Source organism: Paraburkholderia sprentiae WSM5005 (assembly GCF_001865575.2).
GTDB classification, from domain to species: domain Bacteria; phylum Pseudomonadota; class Gammaproteobacteria; order Burkholderiales; family Burkholderiaceae; genus Paraburkholderia; species Paraburkholderia sprentiae.
Genome location: NZ_CP017561.2, coordinates 2,457,828 through 2,482,868, shown reverse-complemented (window position 1 = coordinate 2,482,868; position 25,041 = coordinate 2,457,828). Strand labels below are relative to the sequence as shown.

Genomic DNA, 25,041 nt, shown 5'->3' with positions numbered 1-25,041 from the left:
ATGCAGAAAATCCTCGTTGCCCGTTCGATCTTTCCCGATGTAATCGACCGGCTGAAACAGTACTTCGACGTCGACTGGAACGAGGGCGACGTGTTGCCCGCCGACGAGCTAAAGCGCCGTCTCGCGGACAAGGACGGCGCGTTGACGGCCGGCGACATGATCGACGCGGGGGTGCTCGCCGCGGCGCCGCGTCTGCGCGTCGTGTCGAATATGGCGGTCGGCTACAACAACTTCGACATGGCCGCGTTCAACGCGGCGAACGTGCTCGGCACCAATACGCCGGACGTGCTGAACGAATCGACCGCCGACTTCGGCTGGGCGCTGATGATGGCGGCCGCGCGCCGCATCGCCGAAGCGGAGCACTGGCTGCGCGCCGGGCATTGGCAGAAGTGGAGTTATGACGGCTTCCTCGGCAGCGACCTGTACGGCTCGACGCTCGGCGTGATCGGCATGGGCCGCATCGGCCAGGCGTTGGCGCGACGCGCGCAGGGCTTCGACATGCGGGTCATCTATCACAACCGCTCGCGCGTCGCGCCGCAAATCGAGGCCGAACTGAACGCGGAGTACGTGTCGAAGCAGGATCTGCTGCGGCGCGCCGACCACGTCGTGCTGGTGCTGCCGTACACGAAAGACAATCACCACACGATCGGTGCGCCCGAACTCGCGCTGATGAAGCCGAGCGCGACGCTGACGAACATCGCGCGCGGCGGCATCGTCGACGATGCCGCATTGGCCGACGCGCTGCGTGACAGGCGCATCGCGTCGGCCGGTCTCGATGTGTTCGAAGGCGAGCCGCAACTGCATCCGGCGTTGCTCGACGTGCCGAACGTCGTACTGACGCCGCACATTGCGAGCGCGACCGAGGCCACCCGCCGCGCGATGGCGAATCTCGCCGCGGACAACCTGATCGCCGGCCTCGGCGTAGGACCGCGCGCGGGTCAACCGCCCAATCCGATCAACCCCGACGTGCTCGGCAAGGCGCGTTCATGACGATGATTCTGGTGGCGGCCGTCGCGGTGCTGGCGGTCGCTCTCGCGATCGCACTGGCGTTACTGCTACGCGGTCACGACCGCACGGCGCAGCACGAGCAGTTCGAGATGCTGAACGAACGCGTCGATGCCGTCGTCGACGCCCAGGTGCATACCGCCGAGCGGCTCGAGCGGCAGCTGCGCAACGACATCGCCGAGACCGCGCGCGTGTCGCGCACCGAGCAAAGCGGCGGCTTCGCGCATTTTCAGCAGACGCTCGCCGCGCAGTTCAGCAGCATGACGACGGTGCAGGGCGGGAAGATCGACGGCTTTGCGCACCAGCTCGACGCCGTGCGTCACAGCCTGCAGGCACAGGCGCAGCAGGCGCGCGACGAGCAGGGCCGCTCACTGAAGCAGTTCGGCGACACGCTGAGCCTGCAACTCGGGCAACTGATCGAGGCGAACGACCGGCGCTTCGCCGAAGTGCGCGCGACGATCGAGCAGCGTCTGAAGGACATCGAGGCGAACAACGCAACGCGGCTCGAGGAGATGCGTCGTACCGTCGACGAAAAACTGCACGCGACGCTCGAACAGCGTCTTGGCGAATCGTTCAAGCTCGTGTCCGACCGGCTCGAACAGGTGCATCGCGGCCTCGGCGAAATGCAGACGCTGGCGGCCGGCGTCGGCGATCTGAAGCGCGTGCTGACCAACGTGAAGACGCGCGGCACGTGGGGCGAAGTGCAGCTCGAAGCGTTGCTCGAACAGCTGCTGACCCCCGATCAATACGCGAAGAACGTCGCGACGGTGCCGAAGAGCGCCGATCGCGTGGAGTTCGCGATTCGGCTGCCGGGGCGCACGGAGCCCGGCGGCGCGAATACGCCGGTCTGGCTGCCGATCGACGCCAAATTCCCGCGCGAGGATTACGAGCGGCTGATCGAAGCACAGGAGCGCGCCGAACCGGTCGCGGTCGAAGAAGCATCGCGCGCGCTCGAAGCGCGCATCCGCGCGGAGGCGCGCGCCATCGCGGAGAAGTACGTGGCGCCGCCGCATACGACCGACTTCGCGCTGCTGTTCCTGCCGACCGAAGGCCTATACGCGGAGGTGCTGCGCCGGCCGGGGCTCTCGGACCTGCTACAGCGCGACTATCGCGTGACGATTGCGGGGCCGACCACGTTGACCGCGTTGCTCAATAGCTTGCAGATGGGCTTCCGCACGCTCGCGATCGAAAAGCGTTCGAGCGAGGTCTGGCAGGTGCTCGGCGCGGTGAAGACGGAGTTCGGTAAATTCGGCGACGTGCTCGCGAAGACCAAGGCGCAGCTCGAAACCGTCACGCGTTCTATCGAGGCTGCGGAAACCCGCACGCGCGTGATGAACCGCAAGCTGCGCGACGTCGAGGCGTTACCTGGCGACGAGGCGAGCGGGTTGCTCGGGGATGCGCTGTCGGGCCAGGAGCCTGACGAGCAATGAGGGGCGAGGCGCTGGAATTCGGGCCGGGCGTGGCCGCGCGGATCGTCGCGGGCATTACGCTTCTTCCGGTGTGTCGGCCAGATGGATCTCGATGCCACCGAAGCGCGACGCGACCCAGTTGTATGCGTGGCACGCGATCCACAACAGCACGAAGCCGAGGATCGCGTTCAGCAGCAGCGCGCTGAACACCGTGCTGAGCTCGACCGAGCCATAGCGCACGAACGCGACCACGACGCCGAGCAGCACGATCGGCACCGAGAACGTCAGATACACGAGGATCAGCGCTTTGGCCGTCTGCCCGGGTGCGATGAACGAGATCTGTTTTTTCATGTAAGTCAAACCCCAGTGTGTCGTAGTAGTGATAGTGGGTGGAGTGTCGATGAGGTGCGCGGGTGTGGTGCCGATCTTATGCCGACCATGTGCGTGAGATGCGCCGCGGGTGACGTCAGATGAGACCGTCGAACAGCATGATCGACACGCGTTCGCCGACGTCGATGTCGCCCTCGTCGTGCCCGAGCACGATGAAGCAGTTCGCTTCGCTCATCGAACTCAGCACGCCCGAGCTTTGCGACCCGGTCGGGCGCACGTGCCAGTGTCCGTGCGCGTCCTGTTCGGCGATGCCGCGCTGGAATTCGGTGCGGCCCGCGCGCTTGCCCATCGCCACACGGCTCGTCGCGTGAATCACCGGCAGCGGCTGCGGCGTCGCGCCGGCCATCAGCAGCAGCGCTTCGCGCACGATCTGATAGAACGTCACCATCACGGCGACCGGATTGCCGGGCAGCCCGAAGAATAGCGCAGGTTTGCCGAGTCCCGCCTGTGCGCCGGACCACAGGCGGCCGAACGCGAGCGGCCGGCCAGGGCGCATCGCGAGGCTCCAGAAGGCGACGTCCCCGAAGGTCTGCAGCAGTTGCTTCGTGAAGTCCGCTTCGCCGACCGATACGCCGCCCGAGGTCAGCACCACGTCGGCATTGGCCGCGCCACTGCGCAGCGCGGCTTCGAGCGCGGCCGGCTCGTCGCGCACGACGCCGAGATCGAGCATGTCGACGTTCAGGCGACGCAGCATCGCAAACAGCGTGTAGCGGTTGCTGTCGTAGACCGAGCCGGCGTCGAGCGGTTCGCCGAGCGAGCGCAGTTCATCGCCGGTCGACAAGAACGCGACGCGCAGACGCCGCCGCACGCTGACTTCGCCGATTCCGAGCGACGCGAGCAGACCGAGGTCCGACGCGCGCACGATGCGCCCGGCATGCAGCGCGACGTGTCCGCGCGCGAGATCTTCGCCGGCGCGGCGGCAATTCGCGCCCGCCGCGATCGCGCTGGCCGCGAAGCGGATCGACGGTGAATCCGCGCTGTCGCGCTCCACCCGTTCCTGCGGCACGACGGTGTCGCAGCCGGCGGGCATGCAGGCGCCCGTCATCACGCGCACGCACTGCTTTGCCGCGACGCGGCCCGCGAACGGATGGCCGGCGAGCGCCTTGCCGGCGACCGTCAGCTCGACACGGCTCGCGCCGCCTCGCATCGCGCCGGCGAGCGCCGCGTGGTTGAACGCGTAGCCGTCCATCGCGGAGTTGTCGTGCGCGGGTACGTCGATCGGCGACACGATGTCGGCGGCGAGCACGCGTTCGAGCGCATCGCGCAACGCCACGCGCTCGATGGCCGCGACCGGCGTCGCCCACTGCCGGACAATCGCCTGAGCGGCCGGGACGGGTAGCGCATGAGGATCGTACTGCGCGACGCAGCGGGAAAAGTCGTTGAGCGTGGTCATGAATGGCGGGGCGTCGCGACCGGAGACAGGCGCGGCTGTTGCCGTGCTGCCGGAGCGGATGTCAGCCGGGGCCTCGGTGACGTTCGAGGTCGGCGAGTTCTTGTAACGAGTTGGCATTGTAAAACGCGTGCTCGTCGGTAAAGACGACTTCGACCGTCTTGTGGCGCGCGTACCACGCGCGCACCTTGCGCTCGCCGGTGGCCAGAAAAGCTGCCAGGTCGTCTGCGGCGGTGCTGCGCATCAGCGCGAACACCGGGTGCAGCGAGGTTTCGCCATGGGCGTCGACGGTCGCGACGGTGGCGATGTCGGCGTCGTTCGCGTCGAGCGCATGCGCGAGGCGCGCGGCGAGGTCGGCAGGCAGCCACGGCGAATCGCAGGGCGCGCTCAGCAAGTATGCCGTGCCGGCGGCGCGCAATCCGGCGAGCATGCCGGCGAGCGGGCCGGGGAAGTCGGGAAGCGTGTCGGCGACCAGCGTCGCGCGATACGGTAAGCCGAGCGCCGCATAGGTGTCGGGATGGCGGTTCGCGCTGATCACGAGCGCGCCGGTCTGCGGCGCGAGGCGCCGCAGCACGTGAGCGGCGAGGGCTTGGCCATGAAGCGGCTGCAGCCCCTTGTCGACGCCGCCCATGCGCGCGCCACGCCCGCCCGCGAGCACGAGGCCGGTGATCTGTTCGCGGGTAATGGACATGTTTTGGCGGCTCAGCCGCCGATGTAAGACATTTCGACGCGCCGCCCCACCGGCTCGCCCGGCTGGGTGCCGCGCAGCTGCGAGTAGCGGTCGGCGCGGCCCTGCCAGATCTCGGCGATGGCGGTGGCGATCTCGGCATCGCTCGCGCCGCCGCGCAACAGCGCGCGCAGATCATGACCGGTCGAGGCGAACAGGCACAGGTACAGCTTGCCCTCGGTCGACAAACGCGCGCGCGTGCAGTTGCCGCAGAACGCGCGCGTGACGCTCGAAATGACGCCGATCTCGCCGCCGCCGTCCACATAGCCCCAGCGCTGGGCGGTTTCGGCGGCACTGTGCGCTTCGAGCGGGACGAGCGGGAAATGCTCGGCGATGCGCGTGACGACGTCGGCGGAAGGCAGCACTTCGGTCATGTTCCAGCCGTTCGAGGTGCCGACGTCCATGTATTCGATGAAGCGCAGCACCGAGCCCGTGCCCTTGAAATGACGCGCCATGGGCAGGATTTCACCGTCGTTGGTGCCGTGTTTGACGACCATGTTCACCTTGACCGGCGCGAGCCCGGCCGCATGCGCGGCGGCGATGCCGTCGAGCACGTCGGCGACCGCGAAGTCGGCGTCGTTCATGCGGCGAAACAGCGCGTCGTCGAGCGCGTCGAGGCTGACCGTCACGCGCGTGAGGCCGGCGTCCTTCAAGCTGCGCACCTTGCGCGCGAGCAGCGACCCGTTGGTGGTCAGCGTGAGGTCGAGCGGACGGCCCGCGGGCGTGGTCAACCGGGCGAGCCGCTCGATCAGGAATTCGAGGTTCTTACGCAGCAGCGGCTCGCCGCCGGTCAGGCGAATTTTTTCCACGCCATGCGCGACGAACGACTGCGCGAGCCGCTCGATCTCTTCGAAGCTCAACAGCGCGCTGTGCGGCAGGAACGCATAGTCCTTGTCGAATACCGCGCGCGGCATGCAGTAGACGCAGCGGAAGTTGCAACGGTCGGTCACCGAGATGCGCAGATCGCGCAACGGACGCGCGAGCGCATCCTGCAGCACGCCGGTAGGCGTCTGCGCTGGGCCCGTGATGACCGGCGCCGCGCTGAGATCGGCAACGGGGATGATGCGTCGGGACATGAAATGCTTCGTCAGGTGCTTGAACGGACAGCGGATGATTGATTCTATCGGAAATGCCCGCGGCGGCAGGTGTGCGGCGGACGCTGTCGGGGTATACGGGGAGCGGCAAGACGCAGCCCGCGGCCACGAAAGGCCGCCAAAAGAAAAAGCCCGCCGGAAAGGGCGGGCTTTTTCACGGACAACGACGCGGCTTACTGCGGACGCTTGATCGTTTCGACCTGTTGCATCGGCGTGTTGTCGACTGCGGGCAGGGCCTTGCGCTCACGGATCACGCGCGGCGGCTTGACCGTCCGCGCCGCCGCTTCCTGCGCGGCGCGCAGCTTGTCGGCGTCGGTGTTTACCCAGGTCAAGCCGGCCTGCTCGAGGATCGGCTGCAATGCGTCGGCCGATGCCGCGGGCGTGGCGCTGCGCACGGGAGCCGGCTGCGGGGCCGCAGCGACGGGCGCCGGTTCGACCACGGCGGGTTCCGTGGCGACGACCGGGTGCGGTTCGACGATCTCGGCTTGCGGTGCTGGCTCGCCTGCCGGTGTCTCGACGATCGTGGCTGGAGCCGCGACGTCGAGCGCCGCCGGAGCGGTTTGCGGTTCGGTCGGGGCGGCCGGCTGTAGTGCCGCGGCCGGCTCGACAGACGGTGACTCGGCATGCGCGGCCGGTTCGACCGGAGCAACCGGCGCGACCGGTTCGCGCGCGGCCTGCTCTGCTCGCGCCGGCGCTTCAATCGTCGCTTCCACCGGTTCGATCGACGCCACCGGAGCCTCTTCGACCGGCACGATCTTTTCGGTCTTCGCGGCATTTTCCGCAGCGAGAGTCGGCGTTTCGGCTGCCGCATGCAGTTCGGTCACGACGACGCTTTCGGTTGCGACAGCGGCGACCACCACCTCGACCGGCGTCACGTCCTTCGCTTCGCCGACCTCGCGCGTGGGCTCGACCGGCTGCTTCGCGCGCAGCGGCGCTTCGTCGCTCGCCGCAACGTTGTCGCCTTCTGCTTCCGCGACGTCCGCCGCGAGGTTGCCATTCACGTCCTCTTCACGCTCGCGACGGCCACCACGACGGCCGCGACGGCGACGACGGCGCTCTTCGCCGTCACGTGCGACCGTTTCCTGATCGACCGGCACGCCGTTTTCAACCGCTTCGGTGCGGTTGCGCGCCAGTTCGTCGGCGGCTTGCGCGTCGGTTTGCGTCAGCGCCGCGGCGGCTTCCGCCTGCGGCTTGCGACGCTCGCCACGCTCGACGCGTTCCGCGCGCTCGCGACGCTCACCGCGTTCCTGACGCTCGGCGCGTGCCGTGCCTTCGACGGCCTCCGCGCGTTCGACACCGCGGGTGTCGCGTTCGCGACCCTCGCGCGGTTCACGTGCTTCACGCGGTTCACGTGCTTCACGGGCCTCACGCGGTTCACGGCCTTCTCGGACCTCGCGCGGTTCACGCGGCGCGCGGCCCTCGCGTGCCTCACGGCCTTCGCGTTCCTCGCGACGCTGCGACGGCTGCTGAGCTTGCGCCTGACGGCCGCCGCTCACGCCTTCGCCGCGCGCTGCGGCGTCGCGGCCGCCCGCGCCGCCACGGCGGTTGCGGTTGCGATCGCCGCCGCGCTCGCCCGTGCGCTCACCGCGCTCGGTGCGCTCGCCGCGTTGCGGACGGGCCTGCTTGTCGGTCGTAGCGGGCGCGGCGGGGGCTGGAGCAGCCGGCTGGATGCCGAACAGATTCTTCAGCCAGCCGATGAAACCGCCGCTGGCCGGCGTCACCGCGAGCGGAGCCGGGGTTGCAACCGGACGGACCGGCGCGCTCGGAGCCGGCTTCTCGGGCGTGATGCCCTTGACCGCCGCTTCCTGCTTCGGCTTCACTTCCTCGGCGCGCTTGCTGTAGCCGGTTTCCGATTCGAGCTCGCGGGCCGCTTCTTCGGCCATCTTCCACGATGCGCGCGGATCGTCGAGGCGCACGTCGTCGTGACGCAGACGCTCGAGCTTGTAGTGCGGCGTGTCGAGGTGCTTGTTCGGGATCAGCACGACGTTGACCTTGAAGCGCGACTCGATCTTGTTGATTTCGGCGCGCTTCTCGTTCAACAGGAAGGCGGTCACTTCGACCGGCACCTGGCAGTGGATCGCCGCGGTGTTTTCCTTCATCGCTTCTTCCTGAATGATCCGCATCACTTGCAGCGCGGACGATTCGGTATCGCGGATGTGACCGGTGCCGTTACAGCGCGGACACGTAACGTGACTGCCTTCGGACAGGGCCGGACGCAGACGCTGACGCGACAGCTCCATCAGGCCAAAGCGCGAAATCTTGCCCATCTGCACGCGGGCGCGGTCGTGCTTCAGCGCGTCTTTCAGGCGCTGTTCGACTTCGCGCTGGCTCTTGGCCGATTCCATGTCGATGAAGTCGATCACGATCAGTCCGCCCAGATCGCGCAGACGCAACTGGCGGGCGACTTCGTCGGCGGCTTCGAGATTCGTGCGCGCGGCCGTTTCCTCGATGTCCGCGCCTTTGGTGGCGCGCGCCGAGTTCACGTCGATCGCGACGAGCGCCTCGGTGTGATCGATCACGATCGCGCCGCCCGACGGCAGCGGCACGGTCCGCGAGTACGCGGTTTCGATCTGGTGCTCGATCTGGAAGCGCGAAAAGAGCGGCACGTCGTCGTGGTAGCGCTTCACCTTGCCGACGTTGTCCGGCATCACGATGTCCATGAAGGCGCGCGCCTGGTCATGGATTTCGGTCGTGTCGATGAGGATTTCGCCGATATCCGGCTGGAAGTAATCGCGAATCGCGCGAATCACGAGGCTCGATTCGAGATAGATCAGCATCGGCTGGCCGGCCGTGCCGCTTTGCGATGCGGCTTCGATCGCGCGCCATAGTTGCATCAGGTAATTCAGGTCCCACTGCAGCTCTTCGGCGCTGCGGCCGATCCCCGCCGTGCGCGCGATGATGCTCATGCCTTCCGGCAGTTGCAGTTGCGCCATGGTTTCGCGCAGTTCCTGACGGTCGTCGCCTTCGATCCGGCGCGACACACCGCCACCACGCGGGTTATTCGGCATCAGCACCAGATAGCGGCCGGCGAGCGAGATGAACGTGGTCAGGGCTGCGCCCTTGTTGCCGCGCTCTTCCTTTTCGACCTGGACGATCAGTTCCTGACCTTCCTTGAGGGCGTCCTGAATGCGTGCGGAACGCATATCGACGCCATCGCGGAAGTACTGGCGGGCGACCTCCTTGAACGGCAGGAAGCCGTGACGGTCTTCGCCGTAATTGACGAAGCAGGCCTCGAGCGACGGCTCGATGCGCGTGATGATGCCCTTGTAAATATTGCCTTTGCGCTGTTCGCGGCCGGCGGTTTCGATGTCGATATCGATGAGTTTTTGCCCATCGACGATGGCGACGCGCAGCTCTTCCTGCTGCGTCGCATTGAACAACATTCGTTTCATTGAACGGCTCCAGAGCGGCCTCGCCGGCCCAGCTGCGCGGTTGTCAGTCGCGAGAGCGGAGAAGGCAGGCGTGCCGCGTCTTATTGTGTTTTCACAAGCACGCTGGAGCGGGAAAGATGGCGGGAGAATTGCCTGAGAGGGCCCGGCCCGATAACAACGGGCACGGTGCCGCAGGGCACATGCGAACACGGCTTCAAATCATGGCCTGACACGCCGCGTTTAGCCAGCAGACCTTCATCAGTCCTCGTCCTGTGAAGCCGGCGCGCCAAAACGGGCGCGCGGGCGAAGGGCCGAAGTCCGCGGTCATGCCGCAACGGGAAGTTCGCGCAGGCGGCGCGTCTTTTCCTGCTGGGGGTGTCTCGCCTTCTTTTGACGTCGCCAAGTCTTGCACTTTCTACAAGACGCCTCGGGCGCACGCCGTATTTTCGCGACTCGCAGCTTCGTCCAGCAGGGCGTCATACCACCCGGAAACGCGAAGCTGAAAGTTAAATTCTTTTTTACCAAAATTCCGTTACCGTCGAAGCCGACCTTGACCGAACGCGCCTGTGGGCGACGTCCCTGCCGGGTGCTGACTTCGTGCGTGCAACTTGTTGCATCTCATTTTCAGGGCGAGCAACCAGACCCCGGCGCAAGTAAAATAACGGTTTATCGCTTGCGCTCGCGCAATCCACCCGCATCCCGGACACTGTGCGAACAGCGCCGGCCGTCGCGGACCGCTGGGCAAATTATATTCAGAATGAAAGAGTTAGGCAAAACATCCCAGAGATTAGTTGCAGGCGCGGTCGAAGGGCCGGTTTCAAGCGAGCAGGCTTCGCTGATCGAAATCGACGACAGCTCGGCCGGTCAGCGCATCGACAACTTCCTGTTGCGTGTCTGCAAGGGCGTGCCGAAAAGCCATATCTATCGCATCCTGCGCAGCGGTGAAGTGCGCGTGAACAAGGGGCGGATCGATGCGCAATACCGGCTCGAACCGGGCGATCTGGTGCGCGTGCCGCCCATTCGCGTCGCCCAGCCGAATCAGGCTGCAGCCCACGTGCCCGTGCCCGCGGCCGGCTTTCACATCCTGTTCGAAGACGAGCACCTGCTTGTGATCGACAAGCCGGCCGGCGTCGCAGTCCACGGCGGCAGCGGTGTCGCGTTCGGGGTGATCGAGCAGATGCGCGAGGCGCGGCCACAGGCGAAATTCCTCGAACTCGTGCACCGGCTGGATCGCGAGACCTCGGGCATCCTGATGCTCGCGAAGAAGCGCGCGGCACTCGTCAATCTGCATGAGCAGATTCGCGACAACCGGATGGACAAGCGCTATTACGCGTGCGTGCACGGTGAATGGGCGAGCGACTGGGGCCGCCGCCGCGCGGTGAAGGAGCCGCTGCACAAGTATCTGACCGCCGACGGCGAGCGCCGCGTGCGCGTGCAGGCCGATGGCCTCGCTTCCCATACGATCTTCAGCCTGGTCGACCGCTGGCAAAACTACGCGCTGCTCGAGGCCGAACTGAAGACGGGGCGCACGCACCAGATCCGGGTGCATCTGCAACATCTGGCACTCCCGATCGTGGGCGACGCCAAATACGGCGATTTCGCCTTGAACAAGGCGCTGGCGCGCGCCAACGCGAAGCCGGGCATCAAACGTATGTTTCTGCACGCTTACCGGCTCAAGCTCACGCACCCGGCCACCGGGTCGCCTCTACAGCTGGACGCGCCGCTGCCGGCCGACTGCCGCGGCTTTATCGAACAACTCAACGAACTACGCGCTGGGTCCAACCCGGAGACGACCGTGCATGGCTAGAGAACAATATGATTTGATCGTGTTTGACTGGGACGGCACGCTGATGGATTCGACCCTGCATATTACGCGGAGCATCCAGGCGGCGTGCCGCGACCTCGGCCTGCCGGTACCCGCCGACGAAGCCGCTAGCTACGTAATCGGCCTCGGCCTGCGCGACGCACTGCAGATTGCCGCGCCGACGCTCGATCCGGTCGACTATCCGCGGCTTTCCGAGCGTTACCGCTTTCATTTCCTGGTAAAAGACCAGACCACCGAACTATTCCCCGGCGTGCGCGAGATGCTTCAGGAATTGCGCGATGTCGGCTATCTGCTCGCAGTCGCGACAGGAAAGAGCCGCGTCGGGCTCAATCGTGCGCTCGATCAGGCGCGCGTAACGAGCTTGTTCGATGGCACCCGCTGCGCTGACGAAACCTTCTCGAAGCCGCATCCGGCAATGCTGCACGAGCTCACGCGAGAATTGGGGCAAGCCGCGGCGCGCACGGTCATGATCGGCGATACGACCCACGATCTGCAAATGGCGCTCAACGCCGGCATGGCAGGCATCGGCGTGACATATGGCGCGCATCCGGCGAATTCGCTCAATGCGATGTCGCCGAAGTTCGTCGCGTCCAGCGTCAGCGATCTGTCCGGCTGGCTGCGGGAGAACGCATGAACGGCGACGGCGTGGGCACCTCTACTGCTGCCGCCGTGCTCGGCGTGCGCATTTGCGCGGGCGACGAGCTGGTCGACGGAGGCGACGGCATCCGGCGCGACGCCCAGCTTGGCGGGCAGGACGTCGTGGTGTTTTTCGTCCGATATGACGGCTGCGCTCATGGCTATTTGAATCGCTGCGCTCATGTACCGATGGAATTGGACTGGCAGGAGGGGCAGTTCTTCGAATCGTCGGGTTTATACTTGATGTGTGCGACACATGGCGCGATTTACGAGCCGGATACCGGCAAATGCGTGGGTGGTCCGTGCCGTGGGGGCCGGTTGCGTCGGTTGCAGGTGGAGGAACGCGATACATCCGAGGGCCGTGCTGTATTCTGGATACCCGACGGCGAATTGTTGCCAGTCACGCGCTGATTTTCTTTCTATCTTCCACTCTTCGCATGCCCGACAACTTGACCCCCGAAAAGGATCCGGCTCCGGCCGGCCGCCCCCGTGCGCCGGCCGACGAACCGGGCTGGGAGCGGGCCGCGCTTGAACGCATCGCACTGGCTGCGATCAGCGAGCAACGCGCCGCGCGGCGGTGGCGCATTTTCTTCCGCTTCGTGTTGCTGGCCTTACTAGCTTTGGCAATGTGGGGTGCGCTGAGCTTCTCCGGCCAGCGGGTCGCCACGACTGGCCGTCATACGGCGATGGTCTCGCTCGACGGTGAGATAGCCACCGACACGAACGCGAACGCGCAGGACGTCAACACCGCACTCGATTCCGCGTTCGAAGATTCCGATACCGCCGGCGTGATTCTCTATTGCAACAGCCCAGGCGGTAGTCCGGTGCAGGCAAGCATGATTAACAGCGAAATACGGCGCTTGCGCGGCAAATACTCGTCAATACCGTTATACGTCGTAGTCGGCGATATGTGCGCATCGGGTGGCTACTACGCGGCCGCGGCCGCGGAAAAGATCTATGTCAGCAAGGCGAGCATCGTCGGTTCGATCGGCGTACTGATGGACGGCTTCGGTTTCACCGGCCTCATGGATAAGCTGGGCATTCAGCGCCGGTTGCACACATCGGGCGAGAACAAGGGCTTTTTCGACCCTTTCTCTCCTGAAACGTCGAAGATGGACGAGCACGCGCAGAATGTGCTCGATCAGATCCATGCGCAGTTCATCGACGCGGTGCGTCAAGGGCGCGGCAAGCGTCTGCACGAAACGCCGGACATGTTCTCGGGTCTGTTCTGGACCGGACAGAAGAGCGTCGAGATGGGTCTCGCCGACGGTTTCGGCGATGCCGATTACGTCGCGCGCGAGATCTTCAAGGCGCCGGACATCATCGACTACACGGTAAAAGAGAGCATCACGGACCGTGTAGCCCGCAAATTCGGCGCCGCGGTCAGTGCGGGAGCGCTGCGGGCAATGGCGCTCGGCGCGAATACGCGTCTGCATTGAACTCGCAGCGATAGAGGAACTGCCGTGCGGCGGCCGGCTCGGCCGACCTCACGGACTTTCTCTTTGCGCGCGGGTTTGGGGCTTGGTCCTCGGTGGCGGCCGGTGACCGCGCTCAGGCCGCCAGAATTAGAAAGATCGCCGGCCGCTTATGCAGGTCTATGTCGGGCTTCTTTTTCCAGTCGGCAACGCTCCGGCTCGCGATCATTTCGCTTGGCAGCGTGAGATCGACGGCGACGCAGATGAGCGTCGACGGCGCGCAGGTCGCGAGCAGTGTGTCGAGCAGCGCACGATTCCGATACGGTGTTTCGATGAAGATCTGCGTTTGCCTGTTCTTACGCGAGTGTTGTTCGAGATCGCGCAGACGTCTGGCGCGCTCGGCGGCGTCGACGGGCAGATAGCCGTGAAATGTGAAGCTCTGGCCATTCAGCCCCGACGCCATCAGCGCGAGCAAAATCGAACTCGGCCCGACCAGTGGCACGACCTTCACGCGGCGCTCGTGCGCGCGCCGCACGAGCAACGCGCCAGGATCCGCGACTGCCGGGCAGCCGGCCTCCGAGACGAGGCCCGCATCGGTCCCCGAGAGCAGCGGCGCAAGTAGCTTGTCGATCTCGCCGGCCGGCGTGTTGACGTTCAGTTCGCGGATTTCGATTTCCTGAATCGGCCGCTCGGTGCCGACTTTCTTCAGGAACGCGCGCGTGGTTTTCGCGTTTTCGCCAATGTAATAGTGCAGCGACGCCGCGCGGGCGCGCACGGGCGCGGGCAGCACCAGATCGAGCGCGCTCGCGTCGCCTTCGCCGAGCGTGTTCGGAATCAGATAGAGCGTGCCGGTCATCGTGCATCCAGAAGCGGGTAGTGGGCCGCGAGCAGCATATGCGACAGCGCGATCAGCGGCAGGCCGACCAGCGCGGTCGGGTCGTCGGAATGGATGGCTTCGAGCAGCGCGATGCCGAGACCCTCGGATTTGGCGCTGCCGGCGACGTCGTACGGCGTTTCGGCGTGCAGGTAAGCGTCGAGCGCCGTGTCCGGCAGGTTGCGAAAGCGCACGCGGGTGATCACGTCGACGGTTTGCGCGGAGTCGGTCGCGCTGTCGAACAGGCACAGCGCGCTATGAAATAGCACGTCGCGGCCGCGCATCGCCTGCAATTGTGCGAGCGCCTTGTCGTGTGTGCCGGGTTTGCCGATTTGCAGGCCGTCGTAGGTGGCGACCTGGTCAGCGCCGATCACGAGCGCGCGTTGGTTGGCGGCGAGGCCTCGGGCGACCGCGCGGGCCTTGGCTTCGGCGAGCCGCAGCGCGGTTGCGTCGGGCGTTTCACCGGCGAGCGGGGTTTCGTCGATCGCGGGCACGATGACGTCGAACGGCACGCGCAGGCGTTCGAGCAACTCGCGGCGATACCGCGAACTCGAAGCGAGAATCAGGCGTTGCGTGCGTTTAGAGGAGTCAGACATGGTTTGCTGGCAAAGGGAGAGGCGGGTCGTACGGGGTCGCGCGAGCATCGCGCGGGTACGAGCTTAAGTGTTTGACTCGAAAAGACAAAACGGATATGATTTTGGGCTTTTCACGGTATGCTTGCGCTTGAAGGGTCTCGGCGCGTTTCGCGGCTTTCGGCAGCCGGAAGATTTAAGGAAACGGCCGCGGCCCCGCTGGCTGCCTTGCAAACCGGATCATTTTCGCGGCGGATCTGATCGTCCTTCGCGAATCACCCCGGCAACACGCTTGCCGACGCAGGAGCGCACATGACTCAACATCTTGGCAAACCTGCAGGTCTGTCCGACCCGCACGAGCTCGATCTGTTCGAATTTGCGCGAAGCGGACGCCAGGCCGCGGGTATCGTGCGCGTCTCGCAGCTGCCGCGCATGTTAAACGAAGTCCCGTCGGAAGCGCCAGATCGCGACACCGCGTTCACATGGCAGGCGGAAGGGACGACGCAGCCGGAATTGCAGGACGATGGCACCGAAGGTCCCCAGCCTTATCTGCGGCTGGCGATTCACGGTGCCGCGTGGCTCGAATGCCAGCGGTGCTTGACGCCGTATTCGCAGGCGTTCAACGTCGATGCGACTTACCGGATCGTCAGTACGGACGCGGAAGCCGAAGAGTTTCCGCTCGACGAGGACGAAGTCGAGGTGATCGTAGGCACGCGCCAGTTCGATCTCATCGACTTGATCGAAGAAGAGTTGCTGCTTTCCTTGCCGCTCGTGCCGAAGCATGAGGTCTGCCCTGAAGTGCACGAGAGCCTTGTCTCTGGCGCGGACGGCAGCGAAGCCGAGGGCAGCGAAGCCGAGGGCGACGAAGCTGTGCAGGACGAAGCTGGCGATGCGGAAGAGCCTGACCAGTCCAATGAGCGGCGCAATCCGTTCGCGGCGCTCGAAAGTCTGAAGCGTGGCGAACCGGGCGGGGAGAAGCACTGAACAGTTGCGGGGGGCGTGATGCGGGCGCATTGGGCCGTTGGGCCAGTGGTTAAGACCGTATCGGGCTGTGTTAGAATTCGGAAAATTTTTTTGGAGTAAGTCATGGCAGTTCAACAAAACAAGAAGTCGCCGTCGAAGCGCGGCATGCACCGTTCGCACGATTTCCTGACGGCAGCGCCGATGGCCGTTGAGCCGAGCACGGGCGAAGTGCATCTGCGTCACCACATTAGCCCGAACGGCTACTATCGCGGCAAGAAAGTCGTCAAGACGAAGAACGACTAATCGTTGACTGCGATGCGCCCTGTGGCGTTTCGCGTAGCGATCGGCTCGCTTGACAATTTCCTGGTTCGGCAAGAAGGCGGCATTCAACTGCCGCTTTTTTGTGTCGATCGCAGTTGGCGGTTTAGCGCTTGCTGCGACCCCAAGCAGCGTCTGAAATTCGTCGCACTCCATGACAGTAAAGCTCACGATAGATTGCATGGGAGGCGACCACGGCCCGTCCGTGACCGTTCTCGCTGCCGTCAACTTCGTTCGGTCGCATCCCGATGCGCAGTTGCTGCTCGTCGGCATTGAAGGTGCGATTCGTGCGCAGCTGAAGAAGCTGAAGGCTCAGGATCTGCCGGCGCTGACCGTCATGCCTGCTACCGAGGTCGTCGCGATGGACGATCCGGTCGAGGTCGCGCTGCGTAAGAAAAAAGATTCGTCGATGCGCGTAGCGCTGAACTGCGTCAAGGAAGGCGAGGCGCAAGCCTGCATTTCCGCTGGCAATACCGGCGCATTGATGGCGGTCTCGCGTTATGTGCTGAAAACGCTGTCCGGCATCGAACGCCCGGCCATCGCGTTTGCCCTGCCCAATCCCACCGGCTATACGATGATGCTCGACCTGGGCGCGAACGTCGACTGCGAGCCGCAGCATCTGCTGCAGTTCGCGGAGATGGGGCACGCGCTTGTGTCCGCTCTCGAAGGCAAAGAGCGGCCCACCATCGGGCTGCTTAACATCGGCGAAGAAGTCATCAAGGGCAACGACATCATCAAGCGCGCCGGCGAACTGCTGCGTGCGAGTACACTGAACTTTCACGGCAATGTTGAAGGCGACGACATCTACAAGGGCACCGTCGACGTGATCATCTGCGATGGCTTTGTCGGCAATGTCGCGCTGAAGACGTCGGAAGGTCTCGCGCAGATGCTGTCCAACATCATCAAGGAAGAGTTCGGCCGTTCGTGGCTGACCAAGGTGATGGCGGTGCTCGCGCTCCCGGTATTGATGCGTTTCAAGAAACGTGTCGATCATCGGCAATACAACGGCGCAGCGCTGCTCGGCTTGCGCGGCCTCGTGATCAAAAGCCACGGTTCCGCCGATGCCTACGCGTTTGAGTGGGCTATCAAACGCGGGTATGATGCCGTCAAAAACGGCGTGCTGGAGCGCCTTGCGCGAGCGATGGAAGAGAACGCGGGTTCTCTCGAACAGGCGGCGCGCAACGCAAGCGGTGCGGGTCACGCAAGCCCGATCGCAGGCCAGCCGGCCGAGCCCTACGCTGCGCAATCCTCGAAGGCATAATGGCTCAATCCACAACCTACTCTCGCGTGTTGGGCACCGGCAGCTGTCTGCCGCCCAACCGCGTCACCAATCAGGATCTGGCTGAACGTCTCGCCCGGCAAGGTGTCGAGACGAGCGACGAATGGATCGTCGCGCGCACGGGCATCCATGCGCGTCACTTCGCCGAACCGAACGTCACGACCAGCGACCTCGCGTTGATCGCCTCGCAGCGCGCGATCGAAGCGGCGGACATCGATCCGCAGACCATCGACCTGATCGTCGTCGCCACCTCCACGCCGGACTTCGTGTTCCCGAGCACCGCCTGCCTGCTGCAGAACAAGCTCGGGATCCGGAATCACGGTGCCGCGTTCGACGTGCAGGCGGTCTGCTCCGGCTTCGCGTACGCAGTGGCGACGGTGGACAGCCTGATTCGCAGTGGCCAGCATCGCACGGCGCTGGTGGTCGGCGCGGAAACCTTTTCGCGCATTCTCGACTTCAATGACCGCACCACCTGCGTGCTGTTCGGCGACGGCGCCGGGGCGGTGATCATGCAGGCGTCCGACGAACCGGGCCTGCTGGCAAGCGCGCTACACGCGGACGGCAGCCACTCGAAGATTCTCTGCACGCCGGGCAACGTGAACGGCGGCGTAGTGGCCGGCAGCGCATTCCTGCACATGGACGGTCAGGCGGTGTTCAAGCTCGCCGTCAACGTGCTCGAGAAGGTCGCGATCGAAGCATTGGAAAAAGCCGATCTGAAACCGGAGCAGGTCGACTGGCTGATTCCGCATCAGGCCAATATCCGCATCATGCAAAGCACCTGCCGCAAGCTTGGGCTGCCGCAGGAGCGCATGGTCGTCACGGTGGGCGAGCACGGCAATACGTCGGCGGCGTCCATTCCGCTTGCACTCGACGTCGCAGTGCGCGACGGCCGCATCAAGCGCGGCCAGAATGTGCTGATCGAAGGCGTCGGCGGCGGCTTCACGTGGGGTGCGTCGGTCATTCGCTACTGAGCGACGACGCATCGCGGGCGCCGCTGGCGGCGCCGATGCGGCCGGCGCAACAGCGCGCGCCATCTGGCAGCCGCGGCCGGCCGCCTCATCCGATCAAACCGATTTTGGGGACGATATGAAATTCGCGTTCGTTTTTCCTGGGCAGGGCTCGCAGGCGGTCGGTATGCTTAACGCGTTCGCCGATCACGCAATCGTGCGTGAGACGGTTCAGGAAGCCTCCGACGCACTCAACCAGGACCTCGGCAAGCTGATCGCCGAAGGCCCCGCCGAAGATCTCAACCTCACCGCCAACACCCAGCCGGTCATGCTGACTGCGGCCTACGCTATCTATCGCGCGTGGCGGCAGGCGGGCGGCCCGGCGCCGGCGATCGTCGCCGGACATAGCCTTGGCGAATACACGGCGCTCGTCGCCGCCGGCGCGCTGGCGTTCCGCGAGGCGGTGCCGCTCGTGCGCTTCCGCGCGCAGGCGATGCAAACCGCGGTGCCGGTAGGCGAAGGCGGCATGGCCGCGATTCTCGGCCTCGACGACGATACCGTGCGCGCGGTCTGTGTGGAAGCGTCGACAGCCGGCGTGGTCGAAGCGGTCAATTTCAACGCGCCGGCGCAAGTCGTGATCGCGGGACACAAGGCCGCAGTCGAGAAGGCCTGCGAAGTCGCGAAGGCGAAGGGCGCGAAGCGCGCGCTGCCGCTGCCGGTGTCGGCGCCATTCCACTCGTCGCTGCTCAAACCGGCGTCGGATCAACTGCGCGACTACCTCGCAAGCATCGACGTGCGGGTGCCGTCGATCCCCGTCGTCAATAACGTCGATGTCGCCGTGGTCAACGAGCCGGCCGAAATCAAGGACGCGCTGGTGCGCCAGGCGGCAGGTGCGGTGCGCTGGGTCGAATGCGTGCAGGCAATAGCGGCGCAGGGCGTCACACAGGTGATCGAATGCGGCCCGGGCAAGGTCCTTGCGGGTTTGACCAGGCGCATCGACGGCAATCTTGTCGGCGCGTCGGTGTCCGATCCGGCGTCGCTCGACGAAACGCTGAAGCTCGTGACGGCAGGCTGAGCGCGCGTTCGCGAGCGCGTATCGGCGGAGCATTGCCGCGCTGGCGCGGCGTCCCTCGGCAGACGAATCAACAAAAATCAATGAGCCCTAATTGAAGGGCATCCGGACCGACAGATGGAAAAGACTCTCGACAAGCAGATCGCAATCGTGACGGGCGCATCGCGCGGCATCGGCCGTGCGATCGCGATGGAACTCGCGCGTCAGGGCGCGACGGTCATCGGCACCGCCACGAGCGAAAGTGGCGCGGCCGCGATCACGGAAGCGTTCAAGGCGGCCGGCGTAAGCGGCCGCGGTGCCGTGCTCGACGTCAACGACGCGGCCGCGGCCGAAGCGCTGATCGACGGCACGGTCAAGGAATTCGGCGTATTGAACGTGCTCGTGAACAACGCCGGCATCACGCAGGATCAACTGGCGATGCGCATGAAGGACGACGACTGGGACGCGGTGGTCGACACCAACCTCAAGTCGGTGTTCCGTCTGTCGCGTGCGGTGCTGCGCCCGATGATGAAGGCGAAGGGTGGCCGCATCATCAACATCACGTCGGTGGTCGGTTCGGCCGGCAACCCCGGGCAAATCAACTACGCAGCCGCGAAGGCCGGCGTCGCGGGCATGACGCGCGCGCTCGCACGCGAGATCGGCAGCCGCGGCATCACGGTCAATTGCGTGGCGCCTGGTTTCATCGATACCGACATGACGAGGGCGCTGCCCGAAGAGCAGCAGACTGTGCTGAAAACGCAGATTCCCCTTGGCCGTCTCGGCAGCCCGGAAGACATCGCGCATGCGGTCGCGTTCCTCGCGTCGCCGCAAGCGGGCTATATCACCGGCACGACGCTGCACGTGAACGGCGGCATGTATATGCAGTAACCCATTTCGGGTACTATCCGCGCCGTGATGCGTTTGCGAAAAGCGAGGCGCATGCGTTGACTGGAACCCGATGCGCCGCTTTTTTGCCGGGTCAAACCTGATAAAATGCGCGCACCTGTATTTTTGAACTTCTTTTCCCTTGGAGGGGTAATGGACAATATCGAACAGCGCGTCAAGAAGATCGTCGCGGAACAACTGGGCGTTGCGGAAGCGGAAATCAAGAACGAAGCGTCGTTCGTGAACGACCTCGGCGCCGACTCGCTCGACACCGTTGAGCTCGTGATGGCTCTCGAAGACGAATTCGGCATGGAAATTCCGGATGAAGAAGCCGAGAAGATCACCACCGTTCAGCAAGCGATCGACTACGCTCGCGCGAACGTCAAGGCCTAAGGTCATTCGCGCCTGCGTTTCCGCACGGGCCGCGCATGACGACCTGCCGTGCCGCTTGCCGGTGCCAGCAGGGTCTGTGCTATTGGGCGTGTCCAGTGACACACCCTGCGCGATGCCGGAGCCAGCGATGTTGACAGCGCAACTTTTCGCGCGATTGCCGACTTAAACAGCCACAGGGCACACAGGGCGATTCCTGTGGCCGCTGTGGCTTTTGCTTTTGTCATCTATGAAAAAGGGGTTACCGTGAGCCGCCGTCGTGTTGTTGTTACAGGCCTGGGGCTGATTTCGCCTGTTGGCAATAATGTTGCCGATGGCTGGGCCAATCTGGTCGCCGGCAAGTCTGGGATTGCCAATATCACGAAGTTCGATGCGTCGAACTTCTCGACTCGTTTCGCCGGCGAGGTGAAGGGCTTCAATATCGAGGACTACATCCCCGGTAAGGAAGCGCGCCACATGGACACGTTCATCCATTACGGCGTGGCTGCGGGCATCCAGGCGATGCAGGACAGCGGCCTCGAAGTCACCGACGAGAATTCTGAGCGCATTGGCGTGGTGGTCGGTTCGGGCATCGGCGGTCTGCCGATGATCGAAATCACCCAAACCGAATTGCTCAATCGCGGCCCGCGTCGCATCTCGCCGTTCTTCGTGCCGGCTTCGATCATCAACATGATCTCCGGCCATCTGTCGATCAAGTTCGGCATCAAGGGTCCGAATCTGTCGATCGTCACCGCGTGTACGACCGGTTTGCACTGCATCGGCGAAGCTTCGCGCCTGATCGAGTACGGCGACGCCGATGTGATGATCGCCGGTGGCGCGGAATCGACCGTATCACCGCTCGGTATTGGCGGCTTCGCGGCGGCGCGCGCGCTGTCGCAACGCAATGACGACCCTGCGACCGCGAGCCGTCCGTGGGACAAGGACCGCGACGGCTTCGTGCTCGGCGAAGGCGCGGGCGTGATGGTGCTCGAAGAATACGAGCACGCGAAGGCGCGCGGCGCAAAGATCTACGCGGAAATCGCCGGCTACGGCATGAGCGGCGACGCGTATCACATGACCGCGCCGCTCGAAGACGGCGACGGCGCACGCCGCTGCATGCTCGCCGCGCTCAAGAACGCGGGCATCAGCGGCGATCAGGTGAACTACCTGAACGCGCACGGCACGTCCACGCCGCTTGGCGATCTGGCGGAAACGACCGGCATCAAGCGGGCGTTCGGCGACCACGCCAAGGACATGGTGGTCAACTCGACCAAGTCGATGACGGGTCACCTGCTGGGTGGCGCCGGCGGTCTGGAGTCGGTGTTCACGGTGCTCGCCGTGCATCACCAGGTCTCACCTCCGACCATCAACATCTTCAACCAGGACCCGGCCTGCGATCTCGACTACTGCGCGAACACCGCGCGGGACATGAAGATCGACGTCGCGCTGAAGAACTCGTTCGGGTTCGGCGGCACGAACGGCACGCTGGTGTTCAAGCGCGCCTGATCGCCTGAGCACCGGTGACGCGTCAGCTTACGACGCCGGCTTCGCCGGCGCTTTCCCCGCCACCGGCAACGTTGGACAGGGCGACGCAGCGGATTGCGCTGCGTCCCTCGGTCGCAATGCGTGCCGCGTTGGTGGCGTTCGTGCTGATCGCGACCTTAGCCGTCCATATCTGCGCCGCGCCGCGGTTGGGCGCGTGGCAGACCGTTCCGTTGACGCTCGCGGTAGCAGCGCTGCTCGCCCTGTGCGCGGCGAGGCATGAGGCGGCGCAGCCCGTTGCGCTGCATATCGCGATGGGCGAGGTTTCCGCCTGGAACCGTACGGGCGTGTTGCTCGCGCGAGGCCGCGTAGTCGGTTGCGCGCAGTGGAGTGGCCGTTTGCTGGTTCTTGCGCTTGAGTCCGAGGGCGGTCGACGGGGCGGCCTCACACGTGCGCCAACCGGCCGCGCGCGCTCCCTGCTGGTCACCGCCGACGCGCTGCCAGCCACCGTTTTCCGCGAACTTTCCGTGCTAGGCCGCCGTGCGGCTGGCGCCTGACTGTAACGACTGTAACCGCTGTTACCGTAGTAACGTGCCTCACGAGGGGGACGCTACAATGGTCCCCCGCCATGCGCGCCATAGTTAACGGATTTATCAGGTGAGCGAAAAAGAAATTGATCAGGTGCTGGTCGAGCGCGTCCAGAAGGGCGACAAGGCCGCGTTCGCGCTTCTGGTCTCCAAATACCACCGCAAGATTCTCCGGCTGATCTCGCGTCTCGTGCGGGACCCCGCCGAAGTCGAAGACGTCGCGCAGGACGCTTTTATCAAGGCGTATCGCGCGTTGCCGCAGTTTCGCGGCGAGTCGGCGTTTTATACGTGGTTGTACCGGATTGCGGTCAATACCGCGAAGAACTACCTTGCCACCCAAGGCCGGCGTGCGCCGACCTCGACCGAAGCGGATGCTGAAGAAGCTGAAACTTTCTCCGACGCTGACCAACTAAGGGATATCAACACGCCTGAGTCGATGTTGATGAGCAAGCAGATCGCCGAGACGGTCAATGCTGCGATGGCGGTTTTACCGGAAGAATTGCGCACCGCCATTACTCTTCGAGAAATTGAGGGTTTGAGCTATGAGGAAATCGCTGAGATGATGGGGTGCCCAATTGGCACAGTCAGATCACGAATTTTCCGCGCTCGCGAAGCCATTGCGGCAAAATTGCGACCGTTGCTTGACACACCCGAAGGCAAGCGCTGGTAGACGTTTTGAACGTTCAGCGGGCTTGGCGGGGCAGCGGTGCAATATCTGGATTAGTGGTGTCACTACGGGGTATGGAAGATGGGGAGCATCATGGGGTCGGTCTCGATGCAATCGCAAGCGGGCTCGCACAGCGAGCGACTGTCCGCCTTCGTCGACGGCGAGCTGTTCGGCGAAGAGCATGTGGATCTGGACAAGTTTCTTGCGGAACTAGACGGCGATGATCGCGCCGCCTGGTCTGGCTACCACCTGATCGGCGACGCGCTGCGTTCCGATGATCTGGCGGTCAACCCAGCAAGGAGCAGCGCTTTTCTGAGCGGTTTTGCGGCGCGTCTCGAAAGCGAGCCGCATTTGCTGGCTCCAGCCGCCGCGTCCGCGTCGGTCGCGCGCCGGCTGCTCAGGCTGCGCCGTCGGGTCGTGCCGGCTTTTGCCGTCGCCGCCGCCGCCGTTACGTTGACCTGGATTGTCGTGCCGCAGTTGCAGGGTGTACCGGGTGGTCCGGGCGCTCAGCTGGCTTCGCTGCAATCGCATGGAGACGCGGTGCAGCGTGTCGCCATGGCCTCGGTGCCCGCGCCGCAGGACTCCAACATCATTCGCGACGCGAGCCTCGACCAATATCTGCAAGCTCATCAGCAATTCGCGCAACAACCGGCGATGGCAGGCTCGATGCCGGTGATCCGCGCTGCCTCAGTCTCCACGCAGGGCCAATAGTTTGATGCAGACTCCGCGGTTCAATAAAACGACTATCTGGGGCCGGTTGCCAGCATTTCTGTTCTGCGCAGCCGTGTTGTTGTCCGCTACACCGCGGGTTTTCGCACAAGACGATCCGGTCGCCGCCCGTCACACGGCCGCGGAACTGCTCGACCGCATCCATCAGGCCGCCCAGCAGCAGAACTACGAGGGCGCGTTCGTCTATCAGCGCGGCAATTTCGTGCAGACGTCGCGCATCGCACATTACGCCACGCGTACCGATGGCGAGTTCGAGCAGCTAGAAAGCCTCGACGGCAAGCCCCGCAAAATGCTGCGGCATAACGACGACATGTACACGTTCGTACCGGAGCGGCATATCGTCGTCTTCGAAAAACGGCAGAACAAGGACTCGTTCCCTGCGCTGCTATCTGTGAACGGGGAGCAGGTGCTGTCCGTCTACGAGCCGAAAATGCTCGGCGACGACCGCGTCGCGGGCGTCGACTGCCTCGTGATGGAACTCGACCCGAAAGACGCCTACCGCTTTGCGTACAAGTTATGGGCTGACAAAAAGACCGGTCTTTTGCTGCGCGCGCAGACGCTTGACCCGAACGGCCAGGTGCTTGAGCAGCTGTCGTTTTCGCAGGTCCGCATCGGCGTGCCGGTCGACAAGGCCGGCATCGTCAACGGCATTCGCAATCTCGCGGGCTGGACGGTCGTGCGTCCGCCAGTCGAGCCGGTCGACATGGCCGCGCAGGGTTGGCAGATCGCGCCGTCGGTGCCGGGCTTCCACAAGATCCGCCAGCTGCGCCGCCCGATGGCGTCGCGCGAGGCCGGGCAGCCGCCGATCCCTGTGGATCAGGCCGTGTTTTCCGACGGCCTTGCGGCGATTTCGGTGTTCGTCGAGCCGGTCGAGAACAATACGCGCAAAGAGGGAACGGGCGATAGCGGCGCGACTCACGTACTGGTCAAGCGTCAGGGCGACTTCTGGATTACCCTGCTCGGTGAAGTGCCCCAAACCACATTGCAGCAGTTCGCGTCTGCCATAGAATACAAAGCTCCGAAGTAACCCTTCCGAATCCTGAAATCCCTCGGCTT

At 64.6% G+C, this 25,041-nt stretch carries 25 protein-coding genes; 18 read left to right on the top strand and 7 right to left on the bottom strand.

The genetic code is table 11. The features are described 5' to 3' along the window. Both BJG93_RS11310 and BJG93_RS11305 read left to right on the top strand, forming a co-directional pair. A complete protein-coding gene (locus tag BJG93_RS11310; RefSeq protein WP_027198367.1) occupies positions 1–990 on the top strand; it encodes a 2-hydroxyacid dehydrogenase in 990 nt (329 codons plus the stop codon). After that, on the top strand, positions 987–2,435 hold the full coding sequence (locus BJG93_RS11305) for a DNA recombination protein RmuC (RefSeq protein WP_027198366.1): 1,449 nt from the start codon (positions 987–989) through the stop codon (positions 2,433–2,435). Before BJG93_RS11310 ends, BJG93_RS11305 begins: the two co-directional genes overlap by 4 nt. A 54-nt stretch (positions 2,436–2,489) precedes the next feature. On the opposite strand, the gene BJG93_RS11300 is transcribed toward BJG93_RS11305, so the two are convergent. The 5 genes from BJG93_RS11300 to BJG93_RS11280 all read right to left on the bottom strand — a co-directional run bounded on the left by BJG93_RS11300 (position 2,490) and on the right by BJG93_RS11280 (position 9,407). After that, positions 2,490–2,765, bottom strand: a complete 276-nt coding sequence (locus BJG93_RS11300) for a hypothetical protein (RefSeq protein ID WP_027198365.1) — start codon at positions 2,763–2,765, stop codon at positions 2,490–2,492. 115 nt (positions 2,766–2,880) lie between these two features. Next, complete coding sequence (gene moeA, locus BJG93_RS11295; RefSeq protein ID WP_027198364.1) at positions 2,881–4,197, bottom strand: molybdopterin molybdotransferase MoeA; 1,317 nt, start codon at positions 4,195–4,197, stop codon at positions 2,881–2,883. Between the two features lie 61 nt (positions 4,198–4,258). Beyond that, complete coding sequence (gene mobA, locus BJG93_RS11290) at positions 4,259–4,885, bottom strand: molybdenum cofactor guanylyltransferase MobA (RefSeq protein WP_027198363.1); 627 nt, start codon at positions 4,883–4,885, stop codon at positions 4,259–4,261. 11 nt (positions 4,886–4,896) lie between these two features. Beyond that, positions 4,897–5,997, bottom strand: a complete 1,101-nt coding sequence (gene moaA / locus BJG93_RS11285) for a GTP 3',8-cyclase MoaA (protein ID WP_027198362.1) — start codon at positions 5,995–5,997, stop codon at positions 4,897–4,899. A 191-nt stretch (positions 5,998–6,188) separates the two neighbouring features. Next, positions 6,189–9,407, bottom strand: a complete 3,219-nt coding sequence (locus BJG93_RS11280) for an Rne/Rng family ribonuclease (RefSeq protein ID WP_027198361.1) — start codon at positions 9,405–9,407, stop codon at positions 6,189–6,191. A 736-nt stretch (positions 9,408–10,143) separates the two neighbouring features. On the opposite strand from BJG93_RS11280, the gene BJG93_RS11275 reads away from it, so the two are divergent. The 4 genes from BJG93_RS11275 to BJG93_RS11260 are packed head-to-tail and all read left to right on the top strand — an operon-like array spanning position 10,144 to position 13,286. After that, complete coding sequence (locus BJG93_RS11275; protein ID WP_027198360.1) at positions 10,144–11,193, top strand: RluA family pseudouridine synthase; 1,050 nt, start codon at positions 10,144–10,146, stop codon at positions 11,191–11,193. Continuing rightward, the gene (locus BJG93_RS11270) at positions 11,186–11,845 is read left to right on the top strand and encodes an HAD-IIIA family hydrolase (protein WP_027198359.1); all 660 of its coding nucleotides are present in this window, start codon (positions 11,186–11,188) and stop codon (positions 11,843–11,845) included. Before BJG93_RS11275 ends, BJG93_RS11270 begins: the two co-directional genes overlap by 8 nt. Continuing rightward, on the top strand, positions 11,842–12,258 hold the full coding sequence (locus BJG93_RS11265; protein WP_027198358.1) for a Rieske (2Fe-2S) protein: 417 nt from the start codon (positions 11,842–11,844) through the stop codon (positions 12,256–12,258). Before BJG93_RS11270 ends, BJG93_RS11265 begins: the two co-directional genes overlap by 4 nt. A 26-nt stretch (positions 12,259–12,284) precedes the next feature. Beyond that, the gene (locus BJG93_RS11260; protein WP_027198357.1) at positions 12,285–13,286 is read left to right on the top strand and encodes a S49 family peptidase; all 1,002 of its coding nucleotides are present in this window, start codon (positions 12,285–12,287) and stop codon (positions 13,284–13,286) included. A gap of 112 nt (positions 13,287–13,398) precedes the next feature. On the opposite strand, the gene BJG93_RS11255 is transcribed toward BJG93_RS11260, so the two are convergent. Both BJG93_RS11255 and BJG93_RS11250 read right to left on the bottom strand, forming a co-directional pair. After that, complete coding sequence (locus BJG93_RS11255) at positions 13,399–14,118, bottom strand: SAM-dependent methyltransferase (protein ID WP_027198356.1); 720 nt, start codon at positions 14,116–14,118, stop codon at positions 13,399–13,401. Beyond that, the gene (locus BJG93_RS11250; RefSeq protein ID WP_027198355.1) at positions 14,115–14,732 is read right to left on the bottom strand and encodes a Maf-like protein; all 618 of its coding nucleotides are present in this window, start codon (positions 14,730–14,732) and stop codon (positions 14,115–14,117) included. Before BJG93_RS11250 ends, BJG93_RS11255 begins: the two co-directional genes overlap by 4 nt. Positions 14,733–15,020: 288 nt before the next feature. Between BJG93_RS11250 and BJG93_RS11245 the strand changes: the two genes are divergently transcribed. From BJG93_RS11245 to BJG93_RS11190, 12 genes are all read left to right on the top strand, one after another. After that, entirely contained in the window at positions 15,021–15,692 is a 672-nt protein-coding gene (locus BJG93_RS11245) for a DUF177 domain-containing protein (RefSeq protein ID WP_027198354.1), read from the top strand. 102 nt (positions 15,693–15,794) lie between these two features. After that, positions 15,795–15,974, top strand: a complete 180-nt coding sequence (gene rpmF, locus BJG93_RS11240; protein ID WP_027198353.1) for a 50S ribosomal protein L32 — start codon at positions 15,795–15,797, stop codon at positions 15,972–15,974. 169 nt (positions 15,975–16,143) lie between these two features. Continuing rightward, entirely contained in the window at positions 16,144–17,250 is a 1,107-nt protein-coding gene (gene plsX, locus BJG93_RS11235; protein WP_027198352.1) for a phosphate acyltransferase PlsX, read from the top strand. Further along, positions 17,250–18,239, top strand: coding sequence for a beta-ketoacyl-ACP synthase III (locus BJG93_RS11230; protein ID WP_027198351.1), 990 nt, complete (start codon positions 17,250–17,252; stop codon positions 18,237–18,239). Before plsX ends, BJG93_RS11230 begins: the two co-directional genes overlap by 1 nt. 115 nt (positions 18,240–18,354) lie before the next feature. Then, the gene (gene fabD, locus BJG93_RS11225) at positions 18,355–19,290 is read left to right on the top strand and encodes an ACP S-malonyltransferase (protein WP_027198350.1); all 936 of its coding nucleotides are present in this window, start codon (positions 18,355–18,357) and stop codon (positions 19,288–19,290) included. A 114-nt stretch (positions 19,291–19,404) separates the two neighbouring features. Beyond that, on the top strand, positions 19,405–20,154 hold the full coding sequence (fabG, locus tag BJG93_RS11220; RefSeq protein ID WP_027198349.1) for a 3-oxoacyl-ACP reductase FabG: 750 nt from the start codon (positions 19,405–19,407) through the stop codon (positions 20,152–20,154). Between the two features lie 150 nt (positions 20,155–20,304). After that, the gene (gene acpP / locus BJG93_RS11215; protein WP_004197638.1) at positions 20,305–20,544 is read left to right on the top strand and encodes an acyl carrier protein; all 240 of its coding nucleotides are present in this window, start codon (positions 20,305–20,307) and stop codon (positions 20,542–20,544) included. Positions 20,545–20,787: 243 nt separating this feature from the next. Continuing rightward, the gene (gene fabF, locus BJG93_RS11210; protein WP_027198348.1) at positions 20,788–22,026 is read left to right on the top strand and encodes a beta-ketoacyl-ACP synthase II; all 1,239 of its coding nucleotides are present in this window, start codon (positions 20,788–20,790) and stop codon (positions 22,024–22,026) included. A gap of 14 nt (positions 22,027–22,040) precedes the next feature. Then, on the top strand, positions 22,041–22,559 hold the full coding sequence (locus BJG93_RS11205; RefSeq protein ID WP_407675276.1) for a protein YgfX: 519 nt from the start codon (positions 22,041–22,043) through the stop codon (positions 22,557–22,559). Positions 22,560–22,659: 100 nt separating this feature from the next. Then, positions 22,660–23,259 (top strand): RNA polymerase sigma factor RpoE, encoded by a 600-nt coding sequence (gene rpoE, locus BJG93_RS11200; RefSeq protein ID WP_027198346.1) that lies wholly within the window; start codon positions 22,660–22,662, stop codon positions 23,257–23,259. A gap of 90 nt (positions 23,260–23,349) precedes the next feature. Then, positions 23,350–23,967, top strand: a complete 618-nt coding sequence (locus BJG93_RS11195; RefSeq protein WP_027198345.1) for a sigma-E factor negative regulatory protein — start codon at positions 23,350–23,352, stop codon at positions 23,965–23,967. Positions 23,968–23,971: 4 nt separating this feature from the next. Continuing rightward, on the top strand, positions 23,972–25,012 hold the full coding sequence (locus tag BJG93_RS11190; protein WP_027198344.1) for a MucB/RseB C-terminal domain-containing protein: 1,041 nt from the start codon (positions 23,972–23,974) through the stop codon (positions 25,010–25,012). The last annotated feature ends 29 nt before the right edge of the window (positions 25,013–25,041 follow it).

Coding starts and splice junctions, on each gene's coding strand:
- BJG93_RS11260 (WP_027198357.1), top strand. CDS start 12,285: ATGCCCGACAACTTGACCCCCGAAAAGGATCCGGCTCCGGCCGGCCGC.
- BJG93_RS11265 (WP_027198358.1), top strand. CDS start 11,842: ATGAACGGCGACGGCGTGGGCACCTCTACTGCTGCCGCCGTGCTCGGC.
- moaA (WP_027198362.1), bottom strand. CDS start 5,997: ATGTCCCGACGCATCATCCCCGTTGCCGATCTCAGCGCGGCGCCGGTC.
- mobA (WP_027198363.1), bottom strand. CDS start 4,885: ATGTCCATTACCCGCGAACAGATCACCGGCCTCGTGCTCGCGGGCGGG.
- rpmF (WP_027198353.1), top strand. CDS start 15,795: ATGGCAGTTCAACAAAACAAGAAGTCGCCGTCGAAGCGCGGCATGCAC.
- BJG93_RS11275 (WP_027198360.1), top strand. CDS start 10,144: ATGAAAGAGTTAGGCAAAACATCCCAGAGATTAGTTGCAGGCGCGGTC.
- BJG93_RS11310 (WP_027198367.1), top strand. CDS start 1: ATGCAGAAAATCCTCGTTGCCCGTTCGATCTTTCCCGATGTAATCGAC.
- plsX (WP_027198352.1), top strand. CDS start 16,144: ATGACAGTAAAGCTCACGATAGATTGCATGGGAGGCGACCACGGCCCG.
- moeA (WP_027198364.1), bottom strand. CDS start 4,197: ATGACCACGCTCAACGACTTTTCCCGCTGCGTCGCGCAGTACGATCCT.
- fabD (WP_027198350.1), top strand. CDS start 18,355: ATGAAATTCGCGTTCGTTTTTCCTGGGCAGGGCTCGCAGGCGGTCGGT.
- BJG93_RS11255 (WP_027198356.1), bottom strand. CDS start 14,118: ATGACCGGCACGCTCTATCTGATTCCGAACACGCTCGGCGAAGGCGAC.
- BJG93_RS11280 (WP_027198361.1), bottom strand. CDS start 9,407: ATGAAACGAATGTTGTTCAATGCGACGCAGCAGGAAGAGCTGCGCGTC.
- acpP (WP_004197638.1), top strand. CDS start 20,305: ATGGACAATATCGAACAGCGCGTCAAGAAGATCGTCGCGGAACAACTG.
- BJG93_RS11230 (WP_027198351.1), top strand. CDS start 17,250: ATGGCTCAATCCACAACCTACTCTCGCGTGTTGGGCACCGGCAGCTGT.
- BJG93_RS11250 (WP_027198355.1), bottom strand. CDS start 14,732: ATGTCTGACTCCTCTAAACGCACGCAACGCCTGATTCTCGCTTCGAGT.
- fabG (WP_027198349.1), top strand. CDS start 19,405: ATGGAAAAGACTCTCGACAAGCAGATCGCAATCGTGACGGGCGCATCG.
- BJG93_RS11305 (WP_027198366.1), top strand. CDS start 987: ATGACGATGATTCTGGTGGCGGCCGTCGCGGTGCTGGCGGTCGCTCTC.
- BJG93_RS11270 (WP_027198359.1), top strand. CDS start 11,186: ATGGCTAGAGAACAATATGATTTGATCGTGTTTGACTGGGACGGCACG.
- BJG93_RS11300 (WP_027198365.1), bottom strand. CDS start 2,765: ATGAAAAAACAGATCTCGTTCATCGCACCCGGGCAGACGGCCAAAGCG.
- BJG93_RS11190 (WP_027198344.1), top strand. CDS start 23,972: ATGCAGACTCCGCGGTTCAATAAAACGACTATCTGGGGCCGGTTGCCA.
- BJG93_RS11245 (WP_027198354.1), top strand. CDS start 15,021: ATGACTCAACATCTTGGCAAACCTGCAGGTCTGTCCGACCCGCACGAG.
- BJG93_RS11195 (WP_027198345.1), top strand. CDS start 23,350: ATGGGGTCGGTCTCGATGCAATCGCAAGCGGGCTCGCACAGCGAGCGA.